The 23,109-nt window shown below is 41.7% G+C and carries 18 protein-coding genes, 1 pseudogene and 1 riboswitch; all 19 genes and pseudogenes read left to right on the top strand.

The genetic code is table 11. From position 1 onward, the window contains the following. Positions 1-110, bottom strand: a riboswitch (glycine riboswitch). A gap of 796 nt (positions 111-906) precedes the next feature. The 19 genes and pseudogenes from AB5170_RS00885 to pglX all read left to right on the top strand — a co-directional run bounded on the left by AB5170_RS00885 (position 907) and on the right by pglX (position 23,098). Next, the gene (locus tag AB5170_RS00885; protein WP_118583008.1) at positions 907-2,373 is read left to right on the top strand and encodes an aminotransferase class I/II-fold pyridoxal phosphate-dependent enzyme; all 1,467 of its coding nucleotides are present in this window, start codon (positions 907-909) and stop codon (positions 2,371-2,373) included. Between the two features lie 77 nt (positions 2,374-2,450). Next, positions 2,451-3,305 carry a polyamine aminopropyltransferase gene (gene speE, locus AB5170_RS00880; RefSeq protein ID WP_195991436.1) on the top strand — a complete coding sequence of 285 codons (855 nt, stop codon included), beginning with the start codon at positions 2,451-2,453 and terminating at the stop codon, positions 3,303-3,305. 3 nt (positions 3,306-3,308) lie between these two features. Beyond that, complete coding sequence (speB, locus tag AB5170_RS00875; RefSeq protein ID WP_368361719.1) at positions 3,309-4,166, top strand: agmatinase; 858 nt, start codon at positions 3,309-3,311, stop codon at positions 4,164-4,166. Positions 4,167-4,209: 43 nt separating this feature from the next. Then, complete coding sequence (locus tag AB5170_RS00870; protein WP_173769573.1) at positions 4,210-5,469, top strand: saccharopine dehydrogenase family protein; 1,260 nt, start codon at positions 4,210-4,212, stop codon at positions 5,467-5,469. Then, a complete protein-coding gene (locus tag AB5170_RS00865; RefSeq protein ID WP_173769574.1) occupies positions 5,469-6,683 on the top strand; it encodes a carboxynorspermidine decarboxylase in 1,215 nt (404 codons plus the stop codon). Before AB5170_RS00870 ends, AB5170_RS00865 begins: the two co-directional genes overlap by 1 nt. Positions 6,684-6,900: 217 nt before the next feature. Continuing rightward, positions 6,901-8,268: an MATE family efflux transporter gene (locus AB5170_RS00860; RefSeq protein ID WP_368361720.1), complete on the top strand. Its 1,368-nt coding sequence runs from the start codon at positions 6,901-6,903 to the stop codon at positions 8,266-8,268. Positions 8,269-8,281: 13 nt separating this feature from the next. Next, positions 8,282-8,869 carry an AAA family ATPase gene (locus AB5170_RS00855; protein WP_173770668.1) on the top strand — a complete coding sequence of 196 codons (588 nt, stop codon included), beginning with the start codon at positions 8,282-8,284 and terminating at the stop codon, positions 8,867-8,869. 432 nt (positions 8,870-9,301) lie between these two features. Beyond that, positions 9,302-9,943: a class I SAM-dependent methyltransferase gene (locus AB5170_RS00850; RefSeq protein ID WP_148461226.1), complete on the top strand. Its 642-nt coding sequence runs from the start codon at positions 9,302-9,304 to the stop codon at positions 9,941-9,943. A 27-nt stretch (positions 9,944-9,970) separates the two neighbouring features. Next, positions 9,971-10,759 (top strand): class I SAM-dependent methyltransferase, encoded by a 789-nt coding sequence (locus AB5170_RS00845; RefSeq protein ID WP_368361721.1) that lies wholly within the window; start codon positions 9,971-9,973, stop codon positions 10,757-10,759. Positions 10,760-10,785: 26 nt separating this feature from the next. Then, positions 10,786-11,736, top strand: a complete 951-nt coding sequence (locus AB5170_RS00840) for an acyl-CoA thioester hydrolase/BAAT C-terminal domain-containing protein (RefSeq protein WP_368361722.1) — start codon at positions 10,786-10,788, stop codon at positions 11,734-11,736. Next, positions 11,723-11,842, top strand: a complete 120-nt coding sequence (locus AB5170_RS00835) for a TnpV protein (protein ID WP_233455994.1) — start codon at positions 11,723-11,725, stop codon at positions 11,840-11,842. The genes AB5170_RS00840 and AB5170_RS00835 overlap by 14 nt, the downstream gene beginning before the upstream one ends. A gap of 36 nt (positions 11,843-11,878) precedes the next feature. Beyond that, on the top strand, positions 11,879-12,763 hold the full coding sequence (locus tag AB5170_RS00830; RefSeq protein ID WP_342979350.1) for an ORF6N domain-containing protein: 885 nt from the start codon (positions 11,879-11,881) through the stop codon (positions 12,761-12,763). Positions 12,764-12,842: 79 nt separating this feature from the next. Beyond that, positions 12,843-12,968 (top strand): annotated as a pseudogene (locus AB5170_RS00825) (helix-turn-helix domain-containing protein); the annotation flags it as partial. A gap of 603 nt (positions 12,969-13,571) precedes the next feature. Beyond that, positions 13,572-13,790 (top strand): helix-turn-helix transcriptional regulator, encoded by a 219-nt coding sequence (locus tag AB5170_RS00820; RefSeq protein WP_173717964.1) that lies wholly within the window; start codon positions 13,572-13,574, stop codon positions 13,788-13,790. Positions 13,791-13,804: 14 nt separating this feature from the next. Next, the gene (locus AB5170_RS00815; protein ID WP_173717965.1) at positions 13,805-14,410 is read left to right on the top strand and encodes a DUF1819 family protein; all 606 of its coding nucleotides are present in this window, start codon (positions 13,805-13,807) and stop codon (positions 14,408-14,410) included. Positions 14,411-14,421: 11 nt separating this feature from the next. After that, a complete protein-coding gene (locus AB5170_RS00810) occupies positions 14,422-14,982 on the top strand; it encodes a DUF1788 domain-containing protein (protein ID WP_173717966.1) in 561 nt (186 codons plus the stop codon). Between the two features lie 13 nt (positions 14,983-14,995). Then, positions 14,996-18,544, top strand: a complete 3,549-nt coding sequence (gene brxC, locus AB5170_RS00805) for a BREX system P-loop protein BrxC (protein WP_368361723.1) — start codon at positions 14,996-14,998, stop codon at positions 18,542-18,544. 20 nt (positions 18,545-18,564) lie between these two features. Then, on the top strand, positions 18,565-19,551 hold the full coding sequence (locus tag AB5170_RS00800) for a hypothetical protein (RefSeq protein ID WP_173770662.1): 987 nt from the start codon (positions 18,565-18,567) through the stop codon (positions 19,549-19,551). Positions 19,552-19,564: 13 nt separating this feature from the next. Continuing rightward, positions 19,565-23,098 carry a BREX-1 system adenine-specific DNA-methyltransferase PglX gene (gene pglX / locus AB5170_RS00795; RefSeq protein WP_173770661.1) on the top strand — a complete coding sequence of 1,178 codons (3,534 nt, stop codon included), beginning with the start codon at positions 19,565-19,567 and terminating at the stop codon, positions 23,096-23,098. Positions 23,099-23,109 lie beyond the last annotated feature (11 nt).

Below are 23,109 nucleotides of genomic sequence, written 5' to 3'. Positions count from 1 at the left end.
TCTCTTTCCTCCATCCTTTTGCCTGAGAGATTAACAGCATTACAAATGCTGCGTACACCTTCGGCGCTCTTCCATAAATTTTTTTGAAGAGACTCTCCTGAGTTACGAAAAACCTGCTTATACATTTTCTATAAAATGTACGAGCATGACGGTCATTCGTACCGTGTAGAAACACACTAACACACAGAATATCATATACGATCATAAATTTCAATGAAAATGTTAGAAAAATATTTTGTTTTGACAAGAAAAATATTTGCCTTTCCTTCATTGCAGCACAGGAGCGCGTTTGGAAAATCATTTCCGCAATCTGCTGGTATCATAAAATGAAACAGTTGACATGCATTTTCATATGTGCTATGCTTATGAAGATTTTGAAAGACAAAGAAAGAGTCTTTTCAAAGCAATTATTTTGGATCACTCCATTTGGGGTTAAGGCCATACGGACAGCCGGGTCCACTGCCGCTGATGGTAACTTTGGTTGCCTTATTGATTGAGTTAGAAGCTCAAATTTTATAAGTTGGTTCCTTTGATAACCACTATGCGCCTGATGCGCAGACTTGTGAAACGGTCAATAAGAGTAGTAAAAGTATGATTGCTATATAGACTCTGACATATATCATCCGGATTTCTATTTTATGTAAATACGAGGATTCCTGTATTTATTATAAGTCAATGGAGATAGAATCGGGAAGAATGATCCAAGCAGGTTTGCGGTTTTGAGGCAGCCTGCTTTTTTTGTGTAATAGAAAATCCCGTTGGAATTTCCTATTATATAAAAAGCCCTGCCGGGCAGGATTCCACTGCAGTGGAAGAGCAGATGGCGCTGGAGACGCCCCTTTGCAGGCGGAGAATCCTGCAAACAGGATTCTTTATACAGACAAAGGAACTGGAAATGGAGACACAATGAACAGAACTCGTTTTAAACTGGACCAGAATCGTGCACCAATTCACGAGGCTCTGGAAAATTTCCGGCGCATGAGGGTGGTACCCTTCGATGTGCCAGGACATAAAAGAGGAAGAGGAAATCCGGAGCTTACTGAGTTTCTGGGGCAGAAATGTGTAGGCGTGGATGTAAACAGCATGAAGCCGCTTGATAATCTCTGTCATCCTGTATCTGTGATCCGGGAGGCAGAAGAACTGGCAGCTGATGCCTTTGGAGCAGCTCACGCCTTTCTCATGGTTGGCGGAACTACAAGCTCTGTACAGACCATGGTGTTAACTGCCTGTAAGAGGGGGGACGAGATCATTCTTCCCCGCAATGTTCACAGAAGCGTGCTGAATGCGCTGGTTCTGTGCGGAGCAATTCCGGTTTATGTGAATCCGGAAGTAGATCAGAGACTCGGAATCTCTCTTGGAATGCGCCGTGAGCAGGTGGCAAAGGCAATTAAGGAGCATCCCAATGCAGTAGCTGTGTTGGTAAACAATCCTACCTATTATGGAATTTGCAGTGATCTTCGTGCAATTGTGCGGATGGCTCATGAAGCAGGAATGCTGTGTCTGGCAGATGAAGCCCATGGGACTCATTTTTATTTTGGAGGAGGCCTGCCGGTTTCGGCAATGGCAGCTGGTGCAGATATGGCATCTGTATCCATGCATAAAAGCGGCGGAAGCCTGACCCAGTCCAGCCTTCTTCTGACTGGACCTGGCGTCCATGCCGGCTATGTCCGTCAGATCATCAACCTGACCCAGACTACTTCCGGAAGCTATCTTCTGATGTCAAGTCTTGACATTTCCCGGCGGAATCTTGCACAGCGCGGACGTCAGATTTTCCATCAGGTAGCAGATATGGCAGAATATGCAAGGGAAGAGATTAACGCCATTGGCGGCTATTACGCATTTGGAAAAGAACTGGTGAATGGAGATTCGGTTTTTGATTTTGACATTACGAAATTAAGTGTACATACTCTGGATATCGGACTTGCAGGAATTGAGGTTTACGACATTCTGAGAGATGAGTATGATATTCAGATCGAATTTGGTGATATCGGAAATATTCTGGCTTATCTGTCAATTGGAGACCGTGCCCAGGAAGTAGAGCGGTTGGTAAGCGCCCTTGCGGAGATCCGCAGGCGTTTTCAGAAGGATAAATCAGGATTGCTGGATCAGGAATATATTGATCCCCAGGTAGTAACAAGCCCTCAGGAAGCTTTTTATGCAGAAAAATGCAGCCTTCCTCTCAGGGAAACGGAAGGAAAGGTATGCAGTGAATTTGTAATGTGTTATCCTCCGGGAATCCCAATTCTGGCTCCAGGGGAACGGATCACCCCGGAAATCCTGGATTACATTGAATATGCCAAGGCAAAAGGATGCAACATGACAGGTCCGGAAGATCCGGATATATTACGGTTAAATGTGCTGGAGCATGTCTAAAAAAGGCTGTCTGCAAATTGTGACACACATCTTGCGGGAATAATTTTAAAACACACTCTGGCAGGGAGGTAAAGAAAATGGAAATGTGGTTTTCGGAATTTCATACACCGGATGTGAAGCATAGTATCCGGGTAAACCGTCAGCTCTACTCAAAGCAGAGCGACTATCAGCGAATTGATATTTTTGAGACACCGGAATTTGGCAGGGTTCTTACACTGGACGGAAATGTAATGCTCACGGAACGTGACGAATTTATTTATGACGAAATGATTACCCATGTACCTATGGCTGTCCATAAAGAAGCCAAGGATATTCTTGTGATCGGAGCAGGAGATGGCGGAGTTGTACGTGAACTGACCAGATATGATCGTGTCCGCCATATTGATCTGGTAGAGATGGATCCCATGGTAGTGGAAGCCTGCCGTGCCTATCTTCCGGGAAATGCCTGCAGGCTTGATGACAGGAGAGTGCATCTTCATTATGAAAATGCATTGAAATTTATCCGACGTTGTGAAAATAAATATGACCTTATCATCGTGGATTCTTCCGATCCTTTTGGTCCTTCGGAAGGCTTGTTTACCCGAGAATTTTATGGAAACTGTTATAATGCGCTGAAAGAGGATGGAATCATGGTCAATCAGCAGGGAAGTCCTTTTTATTCTGAGGACGCCCATGCCATGCAGCGCAGTCACAAAAGAATTGCCAGTACGTTCCAGATCAGTCGTGTTTACCAGGCACATATTCCTACCTTTGCTGCCGGTTACTGGCTGTTTGGTTTTGCAAGCAAAAAGTACCATCCGGTGGATGATCTGGATCCGGAGGCATGGAACGCCCTGAATCTTCGCACCCGTTACTATACCACAAGGCTTCACAGAGGTGCATTTTATCTTCCGGCTTTTCTGGAGGAAATGCTTCAGGAGGTGGAGGACTGATTTATGATTTTACCAAATATTGAGAATTTTATCGGCTGTGACAGCAACTTTGAGGAAGCTGGGATTGTTCTTTACGGAGCGCCCTTTGATTCTACCACAAGCTTTCGACCTGGAGCCAGGTTCGGCCCTTCTGCCATTCGTCATGAAAGCTTTGGACTGGAAACCTACAGCCCTTATCAGGACCGCGACCTTACAGATATTCAGGTATTTGACAGTGGAGATCTGGAGCTTTGCTTCGGCAGCAGTGAAATGGCACTTGCTGATATACAGAATCGTGCCTGGGAAATTCTGGAAGCAGGAAAGATACCCTTGCTTTTAGGCGGCGAGCATCTGGTGACACTGGCGGCTGTAAGAGCCACAGCCAGAAAGTATCCAGGGCTTCATATTATTCATTTTGATGCCCACGCAGATTTGAGGGATGATTATCTTGGTGCCCGTTTAAGCCATGCGTGTGTCATTCGCAGATGCCATGATATACTGGGAGATGGACGGATTCATCAGTTTTGTATCCGAAGTGGGGAAAGAGAAGAATTCCGGTTTGCAAAGGAGCATACAGATTTTCATCCCTTTACCTTTGAAGGCTTGGAAGAGACCATACAGGAGTTGGACAAGGAGCAGGTTCCGGTATATTTTACCATTGATCTGGATTGCCTGGATCCATCCGTATTTCCGGGAACTGGTACACCGGAGGCGGGAGGCGTAAGCTTCCTTGAGCTTCTTGCGGCTATCCGGAAGGTATCAGAATTAAATATTGTGGGAGCAGATGTCAATGAGCTGGCACCTATGCTGGATCCAAGCGGTGTTTCCACAGCCACAGCATGCAAGGTGGTCAGGGAACTGCTGCTGGCAGTGGCGAAATAAAAATAGCTGCGATAGTGAAATATAAAATAAGGAGATAAAAAATATGAGCAGAGTACTTGTAATCGGCTGCGGCGGAGTAGCCAGTGTAGCAATCCAGAAATGCTGTCAGGCAGATGAGGTATTTACAGAACTGTGTATTGCAAGCAGGACAAAAGAAAAATGTGATGCCCTTGCCCGGAAGCTGGAGGGAAAAACAAAAACAGTTGTTACCACAGCAAAGGTAGATGCAGATGATGTAAACCAGCTGATCCAGCTGATCAATAGTTACAAACCGGATCTGGTAATGAACATTGCACTTCCATACCAGGATCTGACAATTATGGATGCCTGTCTGGCATGTGGCGTAAACTATATGGATACGGCAAATTATGAGCCCGAAGATACCGATGATCCGGAATGGCGGGCTATTTATGAAAAACGCTGTAAGGAAGCTGGATTTTCCGCATATTTTGATTATTCCTGGCAGTGGGCATACCGGAAGAAATTTGAAGAGGCAGGACTTACTGCACTCCTTGGCTGCGGCTTTGACCCTGGCGTTACACAGGCATACTGTGCATATGCATTAAAGCATGAGTTTGACCAGATTGATACCATTGATATTCTGGACTGCAACGGAGGAGACCACGGATATGCGTTTGCAACCAACTTTAACCCGGAGATCAACCTTCGTGAGGTAAGCGCTCCTGGAAGCTACTGGGAGAATGGACATTGGGTGGAAATTCCTCCGATGGCCATCAAGCGGGAATATGATTTTGACCAGGTCGGCGATAAGGATATGTATCTTCTTCATCACGAGGAAATTGAGTCCCTTGCCCAGACAATTCCGGGAGTAAAGAGAATTCGTTTCTTTATGACATTTGGACAGAGCTACCTGGATCACATGCGCTGCCTGGAGGATGTGGGAATGCTTTCCACTACCCCGATCAGCTATAACGGACAGGAAATTGTTCCCATCCAGTTTTTGAAGGCGCTTCTTCCGGATCCGGCAAGCCTTGGTCCTCGTACCAAAGGTAAAACCAATATTGGCTGTATTTTCACCGGAGTAAAGGATGGAAAAGAGAAAACCTACTATATTTATAATATTTGTGACCATCAGGAATGCTATAAGGAGGTTGGAAGCCAGGCAATCAGTTACACGACAGGCGTTCCGGCCATGTGTGGGGCATTAATGATGCTTACTGGAAAATGGATTCGTCCAGGAGTGTATACAGTAGAAGAATTTGACCCGGATCCGTTCCTGGAGGCACTTGACAAATACGGACTTCCACGCAGTGAAAATCATAATCCGGAGCTGGTTGATTAATGGAAAAAACAGATACAAGACCACCTTTTGCAGCATCCGGTGGAGTTATTCCGCCGGAATTCCGGAAAATCAAGACGCCTTGTTATGTTCTTGACGAAACAGCGCTTATAAAAAATGCAGAATTAATGGGAAAGATTGCCGAAAGAACTGGATGTAAAATGCTCCTGGCGCAGAAGGCTTTCAGCAATTATGACTGCTATCACCTTCTGGAGCCTTATCTGGCTGGAACAGAAGCAAGTGGACTGTACGAAGCAAGGCTTGGCGCCCAGGAGATGCCAGGAAAAGAGGTACATGTATTTTGTGCCGGATACCGTGAGGATGAATTTGAAGAACTGCTTTGCTTTGCAGATCATATAGTGTTTAACTCACCCTCCCAGCTTCTCCGTTTTGGAAAAAGAGCGAAGCAGGCCGGAAAAAGCGTAGGGCTCAGGATCAATCCGGAATGCTCTACCCAGGAGGGACATGAAATTTATGATCCCTGTGCCCCGGGCAGTCGTATGGGTACCACGAGAGCACAGTGGGAGGCTGCTGTGAAAATGTATCCGGATCTGACCGGATTATTGGATGGTATTCACTTTCACACCCTTTGCGAGCAGGATTCCTCTGATCTGGAAACCACTCTTGCAGCGGTGAAGGTGAAATTCGGAGATCTGATTTCTCAGGTAAAATGGCTGAATCTGGGAGGAGGACATCATATTACAAGATCAGGTTATGATATTGCACGGCTTGAAAAGTGCATTGAGGCGGCAAAGGAAGAATGGAAGGTGGATATTTACCTGGAGCCTGGAGAGGCGTGGGCTTTAAATGCCGGATTCTTTCTGACAACCGTGCTGGATGTGCTGCAAAATGGTGATACCCGGCTTGCAATTTTGGACGGAAGTGCTGCATGTCATATGCCAGACGTTCTGGAAATGCCTTACCGTCCTCCCCTTCTTGGAGCAGGGGAGCCAGGAGAGAATGCCGTTACAGTCCGTCTTGGAGGACCAACCTGCCTGTCCGGGGATGTTATAGGAGATTACAGCTTCCAAAAGCCTTTGGAATACGGAGAGCTTCTCATGTTTGGCGATATGGCCATATATACAACCTGCAAAAACAATACCTTTAACGGAATGCCCCTACCTGATATCTGGCTGCGGCATGGTGATAAAACCATGGAACGTCTGACTGATTTCGGCTACGAGGATTTTAAAGGCAGACTTGGACATCGCAGATGATCATAAAAAATCTGTTTGACTTTTTGAAAAACAGGCAATATAATTAAATCAAACGAGTAGCAGGTAAGCGTAAATCCAGTTTACAAGCTGCTCGTTTTTTATTTTACTAAAATTGAATATCGCCATGAAAAAGTGTGTAGCCTGTCAGCGTAAGTCCAGCTTATATGACAGGGTGTGCGCTTTTTTTTGTGCAGAAAAAGAGAGGAGTTAAAATAAAATGGCGGAAAGCAACAAAATGAAGGAGATGCCGGTGAATAAGCTGATGGTCCAGATGGGAATTCCGATGATCTTATCCATGGCATTGCAGGCAGTCTATAACATTGCAGACAGCGCATTTGTAGGAAATATGAGAGTGGGCAGTGAAGCAGCACTAAATGCACTGACTTTGGTATTCCCGGTTCAGATGCTTATGGTGGCAGTAGGAATTGGAACAGGTGTAGGAACCAATGCACTTCTTGCAAGGACACTGGGACAGGGAAACCGTAAAAAAGCTGCAAAGGTAGCAGGAAACAGTCTGTTCCTGGGTGTGATCATTTATGTGGTTTGTTTATTATTTGGCATCTTTGGAGTGAGAGCATATATTTCATCTCAGACAGTAGATGCAGAAGTATTTGAGATGGGAGTCAGTTATCTGCGGATATGTTGTGTGATTTCTTTTGGAATCATCTTCTTTTCCTTATTTGAAAAGCTGTTACAGGCTACAGGACGCTCTCTTTATTCCACAATCGGTCAGGTAGTTGGAGCAGTTGTAAATATTATCCTTGATCCGATCATGATCTATGGGATTGGACCTTGCCCGGAAATGGGAGTGAAAGGTGCAGCCTACGCAACTGTAATTGGACAGGTAGCATCCGCAGTATTACTGCTTATCTTTCATATCAAATTAGATAAGGAATTTGAGCATGGGGCAAAATACATGAAGCCGGATGGCAGAATTATCAAGGAAATCTATGCGATCGGACTTCCGGCGATTATCGCTCAGGCGCTGATGTCTATTATGGTTTATGTGATGAATCTGATCCTGAAGTTCAATCCGTCAGCACAGACAGCTTATGGATTGTTCTATAAAGTTCAGCAGTTTGTTCTCTTCCTTGCATTTGGTCTGCGAGATGCAATCACTCCGATCATTGCATTTGCTTATGGAATGAGAAGCAAAAAGAGAATCCAGGATGGAATCAAATATGGTCTGATCTACACTATTGCATTAATGATTATTGGAATTGCAATTACGGAGATTTTCCCTGGAGCATTTGCAACGCTGTTTAATGCAGGACAGTCAAGAGAATATTTTATCGGCGCGATGAGAGTGATCTCGGTAAGTTTCCTGTTTGCCGGAATCAATGTTGCTTATCAGGGCATTTACCAGGCACTGGACGGTGGTGTGGAATCATTGGTTATTTCACTTTTGAGACAGCTTATTATCATCCTGCCGTTGGCAGGAATCTTTTCCCTGTTTGTGAGAAATGGTCAGGTGGGCGTTTCCTTGATCTGGTGGGCATTTCCGATTACAGAAGTAATTGCATGTCTGGTAGGATATGTATTTTTAAAAAGAATCAGAAAAAATAAAGTTGATGCTTTGCGTTAAGGAGGAACTGGAAATGGCAAAAAGAATTATTACAATCAGCAGAGAATTTGGAAGCGGTGGACGTTTTATCGGAGAAGAAGTCGCGAAGAAGCTGGGAATTGCTTATTACGATAAAAATGTTATTAATGAAATTGCAGAAAAGTCCGGATTATCGCCAGAATACATTCAGGAAAATGCAGAATTATCTCCGAAAAAAGGGATGTTTGCATATGCACTTGCCGGACGTGACATCACAGGAAGATCTGTGGAGGATATGGTATATGAGGCGCAGAGAAAAGTTATTTTAGAACTAGCCGAGAAGGTCCCTTGCGTGATCATTGGAAGAAATGCGGACTATATCCTGAAAGACCGTGATGATGTGCTGAATGTATTTATTCATGGAAATATGCCGGAGAAAACACAGCGGATCATTCGATTATATAATGTAGATGAGAAAAAAGCTGTGAAAATGATGGCCGACACAGATAAAAGACGTATGACAAATTATAACTTTTACACGGAGCAGAAATGGGGAAAGGCCAGTAATTATACGTTGTGCCTGAACAGTTCACAGCTTGGATATGACAGATGTGAGAAGATCATTATGGAATGTATTAAATAACAGGAGGTGTATACTGTTTACTACAAATTGCTGTTGGTTCCAGGGCAGGAATATTAGACGAAATAGTCAGTGAGGTTTCTATGGCGATTTCTATTTTTCGCTATGGATGGAAAAATATGGATTGTTCTGAATGTGAGACATAATGACAAAATCTGCTTGATAAACCAGATAAAGGTGATATACTGGATGCATAAGAAAAGAAACCGTGTGGAATTACAGTTTTGTTTTCACACGGTTTTTTAGAAGATATGAGTTAGATAATACTAACACTGGCGACTTACTTGAAAAAGAGGGCAGATTTTTATGAAAATATTGATTTATGGAAAATGAATATTTGGGGTTTCCTGTCTTTACAAATTCTAATGGTTATGTGAAAAAATTGAAGACATGTGAATGTAAGGCGAAAACAGCACAGTGATTGGAGGAAAAAGCATGAGAAACGAAGAATACAAAAGGTTGTCGATTGCTGAATTTACAAAAGCAGCAGGAAGATATGAAAGTAACCATGCGGGTATATACGAAATGTGTAAGAAGGATTATCCAGATATTCTGGCGGAGCTGGAGAAAGAGTCGTTTAGAGAATTGTTGGATGCAGGCTGTGGTCCGGCTCCAATGATTTCTTTATTATCAGAAAAATATCCAGACAGGCATTATACCGGGTTGGATCTGACTCCTGCGATGATCGAACAGGCAAAAAAGAAAGAGATTCCAAATGCAACATTTGTTGTGGGAGACTGTGAGAATTTTCCTTTTGAAAATGATTCATTTGATGCAATTATTTGTTCTATGAGTTTCCATCATTATCCGGATCCACAGGCATTTTTTGACAGTGTAAAAAGATGCCTTCGCCCAAATGGGAGATTGATTCTGCGTGATGTGACCAGTGACAATAAAGTATTGGTATGGCTGATGAATACACTGGAAATGCCTTTGGCAAATATATGTGGACATGGAGATGTCCGGGTTCCAACAAGAGATGTGGTCATGAAATGCTGTAGGAAAGCAGGATTAAAAGTAGAAAAATTTGAAATCCGTAAAGGTATGAGGATGCATTGCGTTGTAAGAAAACAATAGAAGAAGGCGATAGACAATGAAAAAAAAGTGAATGTGACAGGTGTGCCGGAAACGATGGTACAGACTTTGTATGCAAGAGCAAAAGAAACAAAAAAGCAAAATGCCAAAATCAAGGATAAGATTGCAGTAGAACTTGTGGAGAAGCTGGACTATAACTTTTCCAAAGCAGATAAGGATAAAGCCATGAATTATGGCGTAATTGCGAGAACAATCGTATTAGACCGGATGGTTAAGCAATATCTGGAGAAGCATGCAAATACAGTTGTTATAAATATTGCATGTGGACTGGATACCAGATGTTATCGGATGGAGAGAAAATATCTGCACTGGTACAATGTGGATCTGTCAGAAACGATGAAGATAAGGAGTCAGTTCCTTACCGAAACTGGTCCGGTATATCAGATTGCAAAGTCTGCAATGGATGAATCCTATGTAGATGATATCGATTATCATGGTGAGAATGTTCTGGTAATAATCGAAGGTCTTACAATGTATTTGTGTGAAAAGGATATTAGAAAAATGTTTTCTATTATTGAGAAATCATTCCAGAAGGTAACCGTAATGGTTGAAACCATGTCCCCTTTTGTTGTAAAACATGTGAAAGAAAAATCTATAGAGAGGAGCAATGCAAAATTCACATGGGGAGTTAAGAATGGAAAGGAACTGCAAAGAATCATACCGGCATTTTCTGTTCGACAGGAAGTCAGTCTGATTGAAGGAATGAAAGAGCTTATGCCGATTTATCATGTGATAGGAAAGTTTCCAATCGTTCGGAACATCTCAAATAAAATAATAGTTATGGAGAAACGTGGCTGATATTATACAAGCAGGAGCTGATATAGATGATGAAAAGACATTTTGATGTGGAATCAGATGGATTTTATGGTGCATACTGGAAATGCAAAACAGGTTCAGACTGTGCAATGATTGCAATGATCGGAGATGATCCGGAGGATTATCTGGCGCGTACATCCGTGAAATGGCTATATAAACTCGGTGTGAATGTGATGACAATGTCACCTGGGAAAAAGGATTATGGACATCATAATTATCCATTGGAACGTATAGAGAAAGCAATCAATTGGTTAAAAGCACATGGTGATCAGAAGATAGGAATTGTCGGGGCATCTACTACAGGAACACTTGCCTTAACTGCCGCTTCTTATTTTGAAGATATTACATTGACGATCGGTCTGACACCGAGTGACTTTGTCTGGCAGGGATTTATGCAGGGCAAAAAGGATGGCTGTAAGGAATGGCCGATAGAGGGAGAATCTCTTTTTTCGTATAAAGGAGAACCACTTCCGTACATGCCTTTTTGCTATAAACATCCGGATTACTGGCATGTGATTGAAAAAGAAACAAAGCGAACCGGTGATATGATTAATTCAAGAAAACTGTTTGACGATTCGGAAAAGGTTCATCCAATCCAAGAAGACGAGATGATCAAGATTGAAAAGATCAATGGAGCATTATTGCTGATTGGTGCGGAAGATGATGTGTTGTGGGATACTGCAAAATACATCCGCCGAATGAAGCAGCGTATAAAAGAACATCCGCATACATGCAGATTAGAGTCTGTAATTTATGAGCATGGAACCCATTTTGTTTTTCCGGAGAGCATGCTAAAGACAATGCTTCCGGTTGGTTCCGGACTCTTTGTGAAACTGGCATTTCAGGCAGCAAGAAAACATCCGAAAGAATGTCGCAGAGCACGTCTGGATATTGATCAGCGGGTGAGAAATGCTGTTGCAAAATGGAAGAGAGTAGATAGATCTTTTGAAAGTGGATAAAGCAGCTAGAGAACGGGAAAAAGTGATCTTGAAACAGTTAGAAGAAAAAGAACCACTGCCGGATAAAGAGAAAGATCAGATGGCATGGGTAAGAGCAGTCAACTAGCACAGAGCGATTGCAGAAGAGATTATTCTCAAGGAATTGATTTATGTAGTAAGAAACAAACAAGTTATGGTGGATAGTGATCTGGCAATGCTTTATCAAGTAGAAACAAAAGCTTTAAATCGTGCAGTAAAAAGAAATATAAAACGATTTCCAGAAGATTTTTGTTTTCAGCTTACAACAGAAGAAACAGAATCTTTGAAGTGCCAATCTGGCACCTCAAAAATACAAGAGCCAGAAAAAAAGGATGGACGAGGTGGCAGACGTACGCTACCGTATGTATTTACAGAGCAGGGAATATCCATGCTGGCCAGTGTATTGCATAGCGAGGTGGCAATTAATGTAAGCATAGGTATTATGCGTGCATTTGTAGAAATGCGACGGTTTATAGCCAACAATGCACTTTTGTTTGAAAGGATTAGTAACGTTGAGCTAAAACAACTGGAATATCAGAAAAAGACAGATGAAAAGCTGGAGCAAATTTTTGAGTACATATCAGATCATGAGGAGTCTAATCAAAAGATATTTTTTGATGGTCAGATATATGATGCGTTCAGTTTACTAATAGGACTGATTCAGAAGGCAGAAACGGAAATTGTTCTGGTAGATGGATATGTGGATGTAGGAACATTAAATATTTTGTCAAAGAAGAAAGAAAATGTGGCGGTGACAGTTTATACACTGCAACGGACAAAATTATCTCAAACAGATGTAGATAACTTTAATGTACAGTATCCTAAACTGGATGTGAAGTACACAAGAGCATTTCATGATCGATTTTTAATTCTTGATAAAACGAAAGCATATCATGTTGGTGCGTCTTTGAAGGATGCAGGTAAAAAATGTTTTGGAATTAATCTGATTGAAGATGCAGGTATTGTAAGGGATATTTTACAGAGAGTGGAATTAGAAACAGAAGAATAGAAAAGTAAGTTATGCAGAAAGGCGTGAGTCATAAGAATATGGCTTGCGTCTTTTTCTGTCTGGAAAGGAAGTGGGGAGAATGGCACAGATTTTTCGTGTAGAGAGAACTAAGAATTTTACGGTAATGAGTAATCATCATTTCAAGAATAAGAATCTGACATTGAAAGCGAAAGGGCTATTATCGCTGATGTTAAGTTTGCCAGAGCTATTCTTCGAGAATCACGAAATGCAAGACGAAATTCGGAAATTAAACGACGAAATTCATCGTTTGACAACCGAACTGTCCGAAACGCAGAAGCTGAATCAATTGCTTCAGAAGAACAACGACGATTTGAGGAACAGAAACGGTTTGAAGAGCAGGAGCGAGCAAGAGCTGCTCGAAGAAGAAATAAAAGACGTTCGGGACCAGAACTCTAAATTGCAGATACAGGTGAATAAATCATCTGTGCAAGCTGTTGATGAGGCATATAGAAAACAAAAAGGAGCAGAAAAACAATTACAGTCATTAAAGTATCAGGCGGAACAGAATAGAAAGACAGCTGAGAAGGAAGTGCAAAAATTGAAAAAAGGATAAGATTGCAATCAGAGAAAATAAACGAGATAAAATTTTTCTGTGGAATCGGATATATAGTGGCACGTGTACTTTCAGCTTGTCTTATTAAGATGTGCTTCGTGTGATTTTAAATGCGATATTTCAGAATTGAATTACGATTTTTGATAGATTAGATTGTTTGAAACGCATTTTTATGATATGATGATAAATACCATGTGAACAGATATTTCAAGCAAATAAGATTGAGGTGAAAAAATGGCAGTTAGTTACAAGAAATTGTGGAAATTGTTAATTGATAAAGAAATGATGAAGAAAGATTTGCGTGCAATGACAGGAGTTAGTACAACAACGATGTCTCGATTATCAAAAGATGAAAATGTAAGTACAGAGATTCTGTCAAAGATATGTTCTGCTTTGAATTGTGATGTTGGAGACATCATGGAATTTGTTCCCGATAAAAAAGAGAAACAGTAAGGAGGTACGGGAACATGGATCATTCTTATCCTTATATTGCGTCTTTGACCAGAGAGCCGTTCCTTTTCTACGAAATGCGTTCTACCGCAAAGCTAATGGTAGAAGGAAATTCTGATGATGCAATTGTTAAAGAAATTGTAGAGCAGAATCTTTTTCAGTATCCAACTGAAAAATCTATTACACGCATGGCGAAAGCCTGCATCAAACGGCTTCATGTACTAGAAGATGATTCACTGGTTGCTGCGATTGCGTCACAGCCAACGGATGTAGCAAAACAGATTTGTCTTTATGCATTGATGAAGCAGAGCCGACTGGTTTGGGAATTTATGCTGACCGTCATTGGCGAGAAGTACAGATTAAGGGACACGTTTTTTGGTAAGATAGATTTGAATACATTTTTTATGCGTTTACAGGAGCAGAATGATACCGTAGCTTCCTGGAGCGATAGTACGATAACAAAGTTAAAACAGATTATTGCCAGAGTGCTTGTCGAAACAGAATATCTCGACAACCTCAAGGCAGATCATTTGAATCCAGTATGGCTGCATCCTATTTTGGAGAATGCCATCAGAAGCAATGGCGACACGGCGGTACTGCCGGCGTTTAATTGCTTTGTGTAGGAGGTAACCCGATGAGTGAAATAAAAGAGCGCCTGGACAAAGTTCGGGCATTGATTCAGGAGCCGGAGTTCCTGGAAGGCAAGGGACTCAGCAATGAGGTGAATATCAGAATCTTCTGTTATGAACCGGAGAACGAAATGGTTGTCCGCCATTTTGTAAATCAGCTGGAAACCGATCAGTCCTTAGATTGCCATTTGATTGTTTGTAATTTATATAAAATATTTCTTTCTATCTGCGATGATATGGACATCACAGATGCGATTCCGGATATGGAAGAAGCTGACGGAAGTGCTTATCTTCTGGAGCAGCTTAACTCCGCAATCGGCAATGGAGAGTTCATTGATAAAATCCAGTATGAGCCACACGAACCGGGTGATGTGCTAATGCTGACAGGTGTGGGCGAGGTGTTCCCGTTTATGAGAATCCATACGTTACTGGAAGCTTTGCAACCGTATTTTTTCGATGTTCCGATTTTGGTTATGTATCCGGGTGAGTTTGATGGTCGTCATGTAAAATTGTTCAATCGTTTGACACCAAATGATTATTACCGGGCATTCAATGTCATAGATTAAGGGGGATAAAGCCATGATGATTCGAGATATGTTTGCGGATGACATTAACCGCAAAATCAATGGTGTAATTAAAGTAGATCAGGCTGCTGATGATGTAATCGAGCAGGAGTTAAATGAATATGTCATTACCAGAGAATTGAAGAAACATTTCATTACGTTCTTCAATTATTACGGTGATGCTTTCGACCAGCCGACCGCTGATATGGGTGTTTGGATTTCTGGTTTCTTTGGAAGTGGTAAATCTCACTTTTTGAAAATGCTTTCCTACCTTTTGGAAAATAAAGAGGTAAAAGGTATCCGCAGTGTGGAACGTTTCCGTAAAAAATTTGAGGATGACCCGGCAACCTTTATGCTGATCGACCGTGCCACGAAGGGACAGACGGAAACCATTCTTTTCAACATTGATATTGAAGGCTTCAGCAATAAAGACAAGACTGCCGTACTTCGTGTATTTGCAAAGATGTTCTACAACCATTTGGGATTTTACGGTGAGAATCTGAAAGTTGCCATGATGGAGCGTTATATTGACCAGCAGGGAAAAACTGAGGAGTTTCGCAGAGTTTTTGAAGAAAAGAAAGGCAAGCCTTGGCTTGAAATGCGCCGTGCCTTTGCTTTCAATGGCAAGTTCATCATCCCGACGTTGATGGAAGTTCTGGATATGAGTGAGGACGATGCTAAGGCGTGGTTTAATGATAAAACCGCAACAGAAATTTCGATTGCACAGCTTGTGGAAGATATGAAAGCCTATGTAGATACCAAGCCTGCCAACTTCCGTCTGCTGTTTATGATTGACGAGGTTGGTCAGTATGTTGGTACGGATACCGATATGCTTTTGAACCTCCAGTCTCTGACTGAAAAAATCGGAAGTGAGTGCGATGGTAAGATTTGGGTGATCTGCACCGGACAGGAAGCCATTGATGAAATCATCAAAGTTCGTGCGGATGAGTTCTCCCGTATCCAGGCTCGTTTCAAAACAAGACTGAGCTTATCTTCTTCCTCCGTGGATGAAGTTATCCAGAAGCGTATCTTAAAAAAGAAGCTGGAAGCAACGAAAGACCTGGAAGGTGTTTATGAGCAGAATGATTCTGTTTTGCGTAACTTGTTCAGTTTTAGCGGCTCTATTCTGGATATTAAAGGTTATTCCGGACCGAGAGAATTTACAGAGAACTTCCCATTCGTGCCGTATCAGTTCATCATCATGCAGAAAGTATTTGCTGAAATCCGCAAGCACGGAAATTCCGGTAAGCACCTGTCTGGTGGTGAGCGTTCCATGCTCTCCGGTTTCCAGGAAGCTGCACAGAAAATTCAGGATAAGGATGAATACGCACTTGTTCCATTCTTCCGTTTTTACGATACAGTACATACTTTCCTGGACGGTTCTATTCGCCGAGTGATCGAGCGTTGCCAGAAAGCTGCTGACAACGGGGACGGTATCGAACAGCAGGATGTAGATGTACTGAAACTTCTGTACCTGATTCGATATATTGATGATATTCCTTCCAATCTGGACAATATTGTTATCCTTATGGCAGACGATATTCGTGTAGATAAGATTGTTATGCGTGAAGCTGTACGCGGATGCCTTGATCGTCTGATGAGCCAGAACTATATCGGCAGAACCGGAGACACTTATAACTTTCTGACTGATGAAGAACAGGACATTCAGCGTGAAATCCGGGATACCAACGTGGATACCGCTTCTATTGTGGAGCGTATCGCTCAGATGATTTACGGTGACATTTTCACAACTAAGAAGTTTCGTCATGGAAAATATGACTTTGCTTTCGATCAGATGGTTGACGGCATTACCGTTGGAGTGGCAACAGGTGGTATGCGTCTGCGTTTCCTGACCGTTGCTACCGATGCTATTGAAAAAACTGATTACCGTCTGATGGCAGAGTCAAAAGGAAACGAAGCAATCGTGGTTCTGGCTGATACGCCTTACTATGAATCTCTGGAATCTGCTATGAAGATTCGTAAGTATGTAAAGCAGAGAAATGTAAGCCAGCTTCCAAAAACTGTGCAGAAAATCATCAGTGACCAACAGGACGAAGCCGGAAAATATGAGCTGAGTGCAATGACCGAATTGCAAAATGCCATTGAAAGGGCGCAGTTCTATGTAGACGGCGAACATCTGGAAATTAAAGCCGGAAATGCCAAAAGCAAAATTGACCAGTCTCTTGAATATCTGGTTGCTCATGTATATAGCAAGCTCGACCTGATTACAGATAATGCAGGAAGTGACGCAGATATTATTGCAATTCTGACAGGTGCGGTAACGGCACTTCCGGGCATGGAGCCAAACCGTGATGCTGCTTCTGCTATGGAAGAATATCTGGAAATGCAGGATGCGAAAAAACTGCCGACATCTATGGCGGACGTACAAAGCAAATATAGTGCAATTCCGTATGGATGGAAAGAAATTGATATTGCTGCGGTTACGGCACAGCTGATTTATTCCCAGAAAGTAACCATCAAGTATGCAGGCAATACCATTCAGCCAGATAACCCGAAATTGCCAGATATGCTCCGCAAAAAGAGTGAGATCGGCAAGACTTCCATCAGCAAGCGTAAAACCATTTCTGCTACGATGATGCGTGATGTAAAAGCGATGCTCCGAGAGTATTTCGATATCATGGATGTACCGGATGATGAAGATGGTCTGATTCGCTTTGTGACTGAGAAATTCAGTGAACAGCGTGATTACTATGCTTCTTTGGATGCCCGTTATGATGGACATAAATACCCGGATCGTGCATTGGTACAGGAAGCCATTCATCTGATGGATGATGTACTTTCTCAGAAGAAAGACAATATTGCCCTGATTGAGCGTGTCCTGAAAAAAGAGGATGCTCTCTTTGATAATAAAGAAGTCATGAGCAACGGCATTGAAAACTTCTTCAAAACTCAGGTGACAGTATTCGACCAGGCAGTACAGTTTGAAAAATCTCTGCATGATGACCTTGAACGTATTGCAGAAAATGAAGAAGCACACAAGGCACTGAATACCATCCGTTTGATTACTATGGTTCAGACCGGAAGCAAGTTCAACTATACCCGGATTCGTGAACTGAATCCGTTGATGGATACGGTTCGTACCGCCCATGATAAGATGCTGGAAGAAAAACGTGCCGAGGTTCTGGAAACAGTTCGTCAGTGTATGGAAGCAACCCACACTGCCGCAAACGGCGATTCCAAGGCATCCCATCTGATTGAAAAATCAGACCGGTATTTCAGCCAGTGCAAGGAGAAAATTGCAGAATTAAAGAGTCTTGCCCTTCTGGATGCTATGTTCTTGCCGATGTGTCAGTACAAGGATGATACAGTCGGTAATATTGAATCTGTTTTGGCTCCGCCTACACCGAAGCCGCCAGTACAGCCGATACAGCAAGGAAAAGAGCAAACGACTGCAAAGAAAAAGGTAGTTCGTGCCTATAACCGTCAGGTTGTATTCCAAGCAAAGACCTTACAGACGGATGCGGACATTGATGATTATGTAGAAAAGATTCGTTCTCAGCTGAAACAGTTGCTGAAGAATTGCGATGAGATCAAGCTGAATTAGAAAAAGTATAGGGGAAAATAATGGATAGCAATGAATCATCTAACGAGAAAACAGAATTTCAATTAGAAAGCGAAAGAAATCCAGAAATGGACAAATTAGCTGAGAGAAAAATTTCAGGACAGCAGTTAGAGAAAAGTATAAGCCCTGCAATTAAGAATATGACTTCGATTATTCAAAAAAATCAAGCGAGTATGTTGGGATTGTTGCAGACTAATATGAATTATGCGTTGGAGCCATTAAAAAATTCAGTACTAGGTCGAATGCAAGAATTATTAGATGTTTGGAAGCAGGCATTTGCTGTAAAATATGATTTTAGCGAGTTAGCTGAATCGGCTCGTAGAATGAGCGAAATAATTTCTGAATCTGTACAAAGAATTAGAATTCCAGCTCTTTCTGAAGAACGTAAACAGGAACTTATAGAGGCACATAAATTATGGGGAAGTTATGGATGGACAATGAATCCGTGTGAGAATGCAAAAAAGATATTTGAGCATATGCCTAGTGATAAAAAGTCAGCAGATATTATTGCATTAAAACAATGTTCAGGCCAAAAAATGGAGCAGATTTTTGAGATTATTAGCGAAACTAAGAGAGTGAAAAAAGCAGACTTTGAAGAAGCAGTGTTTGATTATAATCATAGGCAGTATAAATCGTGTGCACTTATTTTATTTTCATTAGTAGATGCGGTATTGATTAGATTGCAGAAAAAATCAGACTTAAAGGGAAAAAGGCGTGAAGTTGGTTTAAGAGCCGTGAGTAAAGCAAAGACACGTACAGAAACAGATATAAATGTACAAATGCTTTTTATTGCTATGTTTTATACAAATCTTTTTGCTTGCCTTGAAAAAGTATTTGAAGGTGGAAAAGATTTCAAAAATCAGCCAGATGTAATAAACAGAAATTTTCTTGATCATGGAATGATGACAAAGAAGGTTAGAAAAAAGGATTGTATTCAATTATTTTTATTGTATTATAATATGCTTGAATTACTTGATATGATTTATTAGAAGGGTAAATACTATGGATAAAAATGCGATTAAAAAATTTGCTGTCTGGGCAAGAACAGAGCTGATCGCCCGTGTTTCCCTAAAAGGTGTGGAATACGGTATCACTGAGGACAAAATTGAGGATGCCAATGTGGACAGCGTTGGCGGCAAAGTCCTCACTGCCGACGAAAAGAAACAGCGTCAGGCTCTTATTGCTGAGATTAACGATAAAGGATATAAGCAGGTCATGGAGGAGGTTGCCTATACTTGGTTCAACCGCTTCTCTGCTCTGCGATTCATGGAAGTCAACGGCTATCTTCCTTCTCATGTGCGTGTATTCACGGATGAGGAAAACAACTTTAAGCCGCAGATTATAACCGAAGCCATTCATTTGGATTTGGATGGACTGGATATGGAAAAGGTCTATGAACTGAAAGATGCCGAAAAGACCGAAGAACTGTATAAATATCTGCTGATCGTGCAGTGTAACGCCTTGAATAAGATTCTGCCAGAAATGTTCCAGAAGATTGCAGATTACACCGAGCTTCTTCTACCGGACAATCTGCTCCGTGAAGGCAGCGTCATTCAGCAGATGATTGAGCTGATACCGGAGGATGATTGGAAGGATGCTGTCCAGATCATCGGCTGGTTGTATCAGTATTATAACAGTGAGAAAAAGGATGACGTTTTCGCAGCACTGAAAAAGAATGTGAAAATCACAAAAGAAAACATCCCTGCAGCAACCCAGCTTTTCACACCGGACTGGATTGTTCGCTACATGGTGGAGAACAGCCTTGGTCGTTTATGGCTGGAGGGACACCCAGATGTCAAGGAGCAGCTTCTTCCTACCGAGGAAGAACAGTCTGCTTATGCTGCCGGAAACCGTGAACCGGAAGATACCAAATGGCACTACTATCTGGAAGAAGCCGAGCAGGAGCCGGAAGTACAGGCACAGCTTGCCGAGATTCGTAAGGAATACGCCGCACTGACGCCGGATCAGCTGAAAGTCATTGACCCTTGCTCCGGTTCCGGTCATATTCTTGCGTATATGTTTGATGTGCTGATGAAGATTTATGAATCCTACGGCTATACCACCCGTGAAGCAGTGGCAAGTATTGTAGAGAATAATCTTTACGGTATGGATATTGATGATCGTGCGGCACAGCTGGCTTACTTTGCGGTAATGATGAAAGCCCGTCAGTATGACCGCCGATTCTTTGGCCGTGGCATTCAGCCCCATGTATATGCTATTGTGGAGAGCAACCATGTAGATAAATTTGCAGTGGACTATTTCTGTAATGGCGATGTGAAGCTCACAACAGCTATGGACACCATCATCAAAGAACTGCATGATGCAAAGGAATACGGCTCTATTCTGACTGTAACACCGCAGAATTGGACTGCTCTGTATGACCGTTTTGCTGAGATTACGGAAGATATAAATATGTCTCGTGAGACAGCATTGAGAGAATTGCTGCCGTTGGTGCAGGTGGCAGAAGCACTGGCACAGAAATATGATGTAGTTGTGACGAATCCACCGTATATGGGATTAAGTAATGGAAATGCAAGACTTAATAATTATGTTAAAAAGGAATATCCAGATGGTAAGGCTGATTTTTGCACATGCTTTATGATAAAGTGTATGGAAATGTGTAAGAAAAATGGAAAAATGTCGATGATAAATATTCCTGCTTGGATGTCCTTAGTTAGTTTTGAAAATCTCCGAAAAAATTTCATAAAGAATTATATAATTGATAATATGCTTCATTTCGGAAGAGGAATATTCGGTTCGGATTTTGGCTCGGTTGCATTTTCAATTACAAAACACAGTAATACGGACTTTACTGGAACTTATATGCGACTGTTTGAAAAGCAGGGAGATGTTGAAACTGTTGAAGAAAAAAATAAAAGATTCTTTAGTGAAAGAAAATATAATTGCAGCGGAAAAGAGTATTTAGCAATACCAGGTGTTCCAATTGCATATTGGCTATCACATAAATTCTTTGCAACATTTAATGCTAAACAATTAGGTGAAGTGTTGGTAACGAGAGAAGGTATGGCAACTGCTGATAATGATCGTTTTCTTAGATTGTGGTCAGAAGTGAAGATGGAGTCCATTGGATTTGGAGTGCAAAACGAACGAGAATGTATAGCTTCAAAGAAGAGATGGTTTCCTTATCAAAAAGGTGGAGAATACAGAAAGTGGTATGGAAACCAAAATTACCTTGTTAATTGGGAAAATGATGGCTATGATGTGAAACATAACTATGATCTAAAAACAGGGCGGTTAAGATCACACAATTATAATGGCGAATATGCTTTTAGAGTTGGTTTAACATGGACATCATTAAGTATCAGTAGCATTTCTGTAAGATACTCACCGACAGGTTTTTTGTTTGATTCAAAAGGGGCGATGGGTTTTTGTGATAATAGAAAAGATTTAATGAGAGCGATTGCATTGTTAAATAGCAAAGTGGGTTCAGAATATTTGAAAATATTTTCTCCAACAGTTGATTTTAAGGTGGGAGATGTTATTCAAATACCAGATTATTCTCAAAAAGATGAAATTATAAGTGAATTAACAGAGAAGTGCATTGAACTATCAAAGAGAGAATGGGATTCATACGAAACATCATGGAATTTTGAACGTCATCCTTTTATTGGTCATTTTTGCACAATAGCAGAGGCATTTCAAAAATGGGTAGACCAATGCAATGATTGGTTTGAGAGTATGAAAACTGCCGAAGAAGAATTAAATCGTGTGTTTATAAACATTTATGGTTTACAGAATGAAATGACACCGAATGTAGATGAAAAGAATATTACAATCCGCAAAGCCAATCTTAGTAGGGATATTCGTTCCTTCATTTCCTATGCAGTTGGCTGTATGTTTGGTCGTTACTCTTTGGATGTGGATAGTCTTGCTTATGCAGGCGGTGAATGGGATGCCAGCAAGTATGCTTCTTTCGATGTTGATAAGGATAACATTATCCCAATTTGCGATGATGAATACTTTGAGGATGATATTGTTGGTCTATTTGTGAAATTTGTGAAAACCGTTTACGGTGCAGATACGTTGGACGAAAACCTGAAATTCATTGCCGATGCTCTGGGTGGCAAAGGTCAGCCGAAAGATGTGATTCGGAATTATTTTATAAATGAATTTTTTAAGGATCATTGTAACACTTATCAGGTTACGGGTTCTGGAAAGCGCCCGATTTACTGGCTGTTTGACAGTGGCAAGAAGAATGGTTTTAAGGCTCTGATTTATATGCACCGTTATCAGCCGGACACCATTGCTCGTATCCGTACCGACTATGTGCATGAACAGCAGGCTCGTTATCGTACAGCCATTGCCGATCTGGAACAGCGCATTGCCAATGCTTCCACCGGCGAGCGTGTGAAGCTGAACAAAAAGCTGACCACATTGCAGGCACAGGATACTGAAATCAGAACCTACGAGGAAAAGATTCATCACCTTGCCGACCAGATGATTTCTATTGATCTGGATGATGGTGTGAAAAAGAATTATGCAATTTTCCAGGATGTTTTGGCTAAAATAAAGTAAGGAGGGATTGC

The sequence above is a fragment of the Ruminococcus sp. RTP21484sp1_RTP21281st1_A8_RTP21281_210402 genome, assembly GCF_040914025.1.
Taxonomy (GTDB): domain Bacteria; phylum Bacillota; class Clostridia; order Lachnospirales; family Lachnospiraceae; genus Blautia_A; species Blautia_A faecis.
The sequence above is the reverse complement of the archived record's forward strand: the minus strand, read 5'-3'. Positions and strand labels throughout refer to the sequence as shown.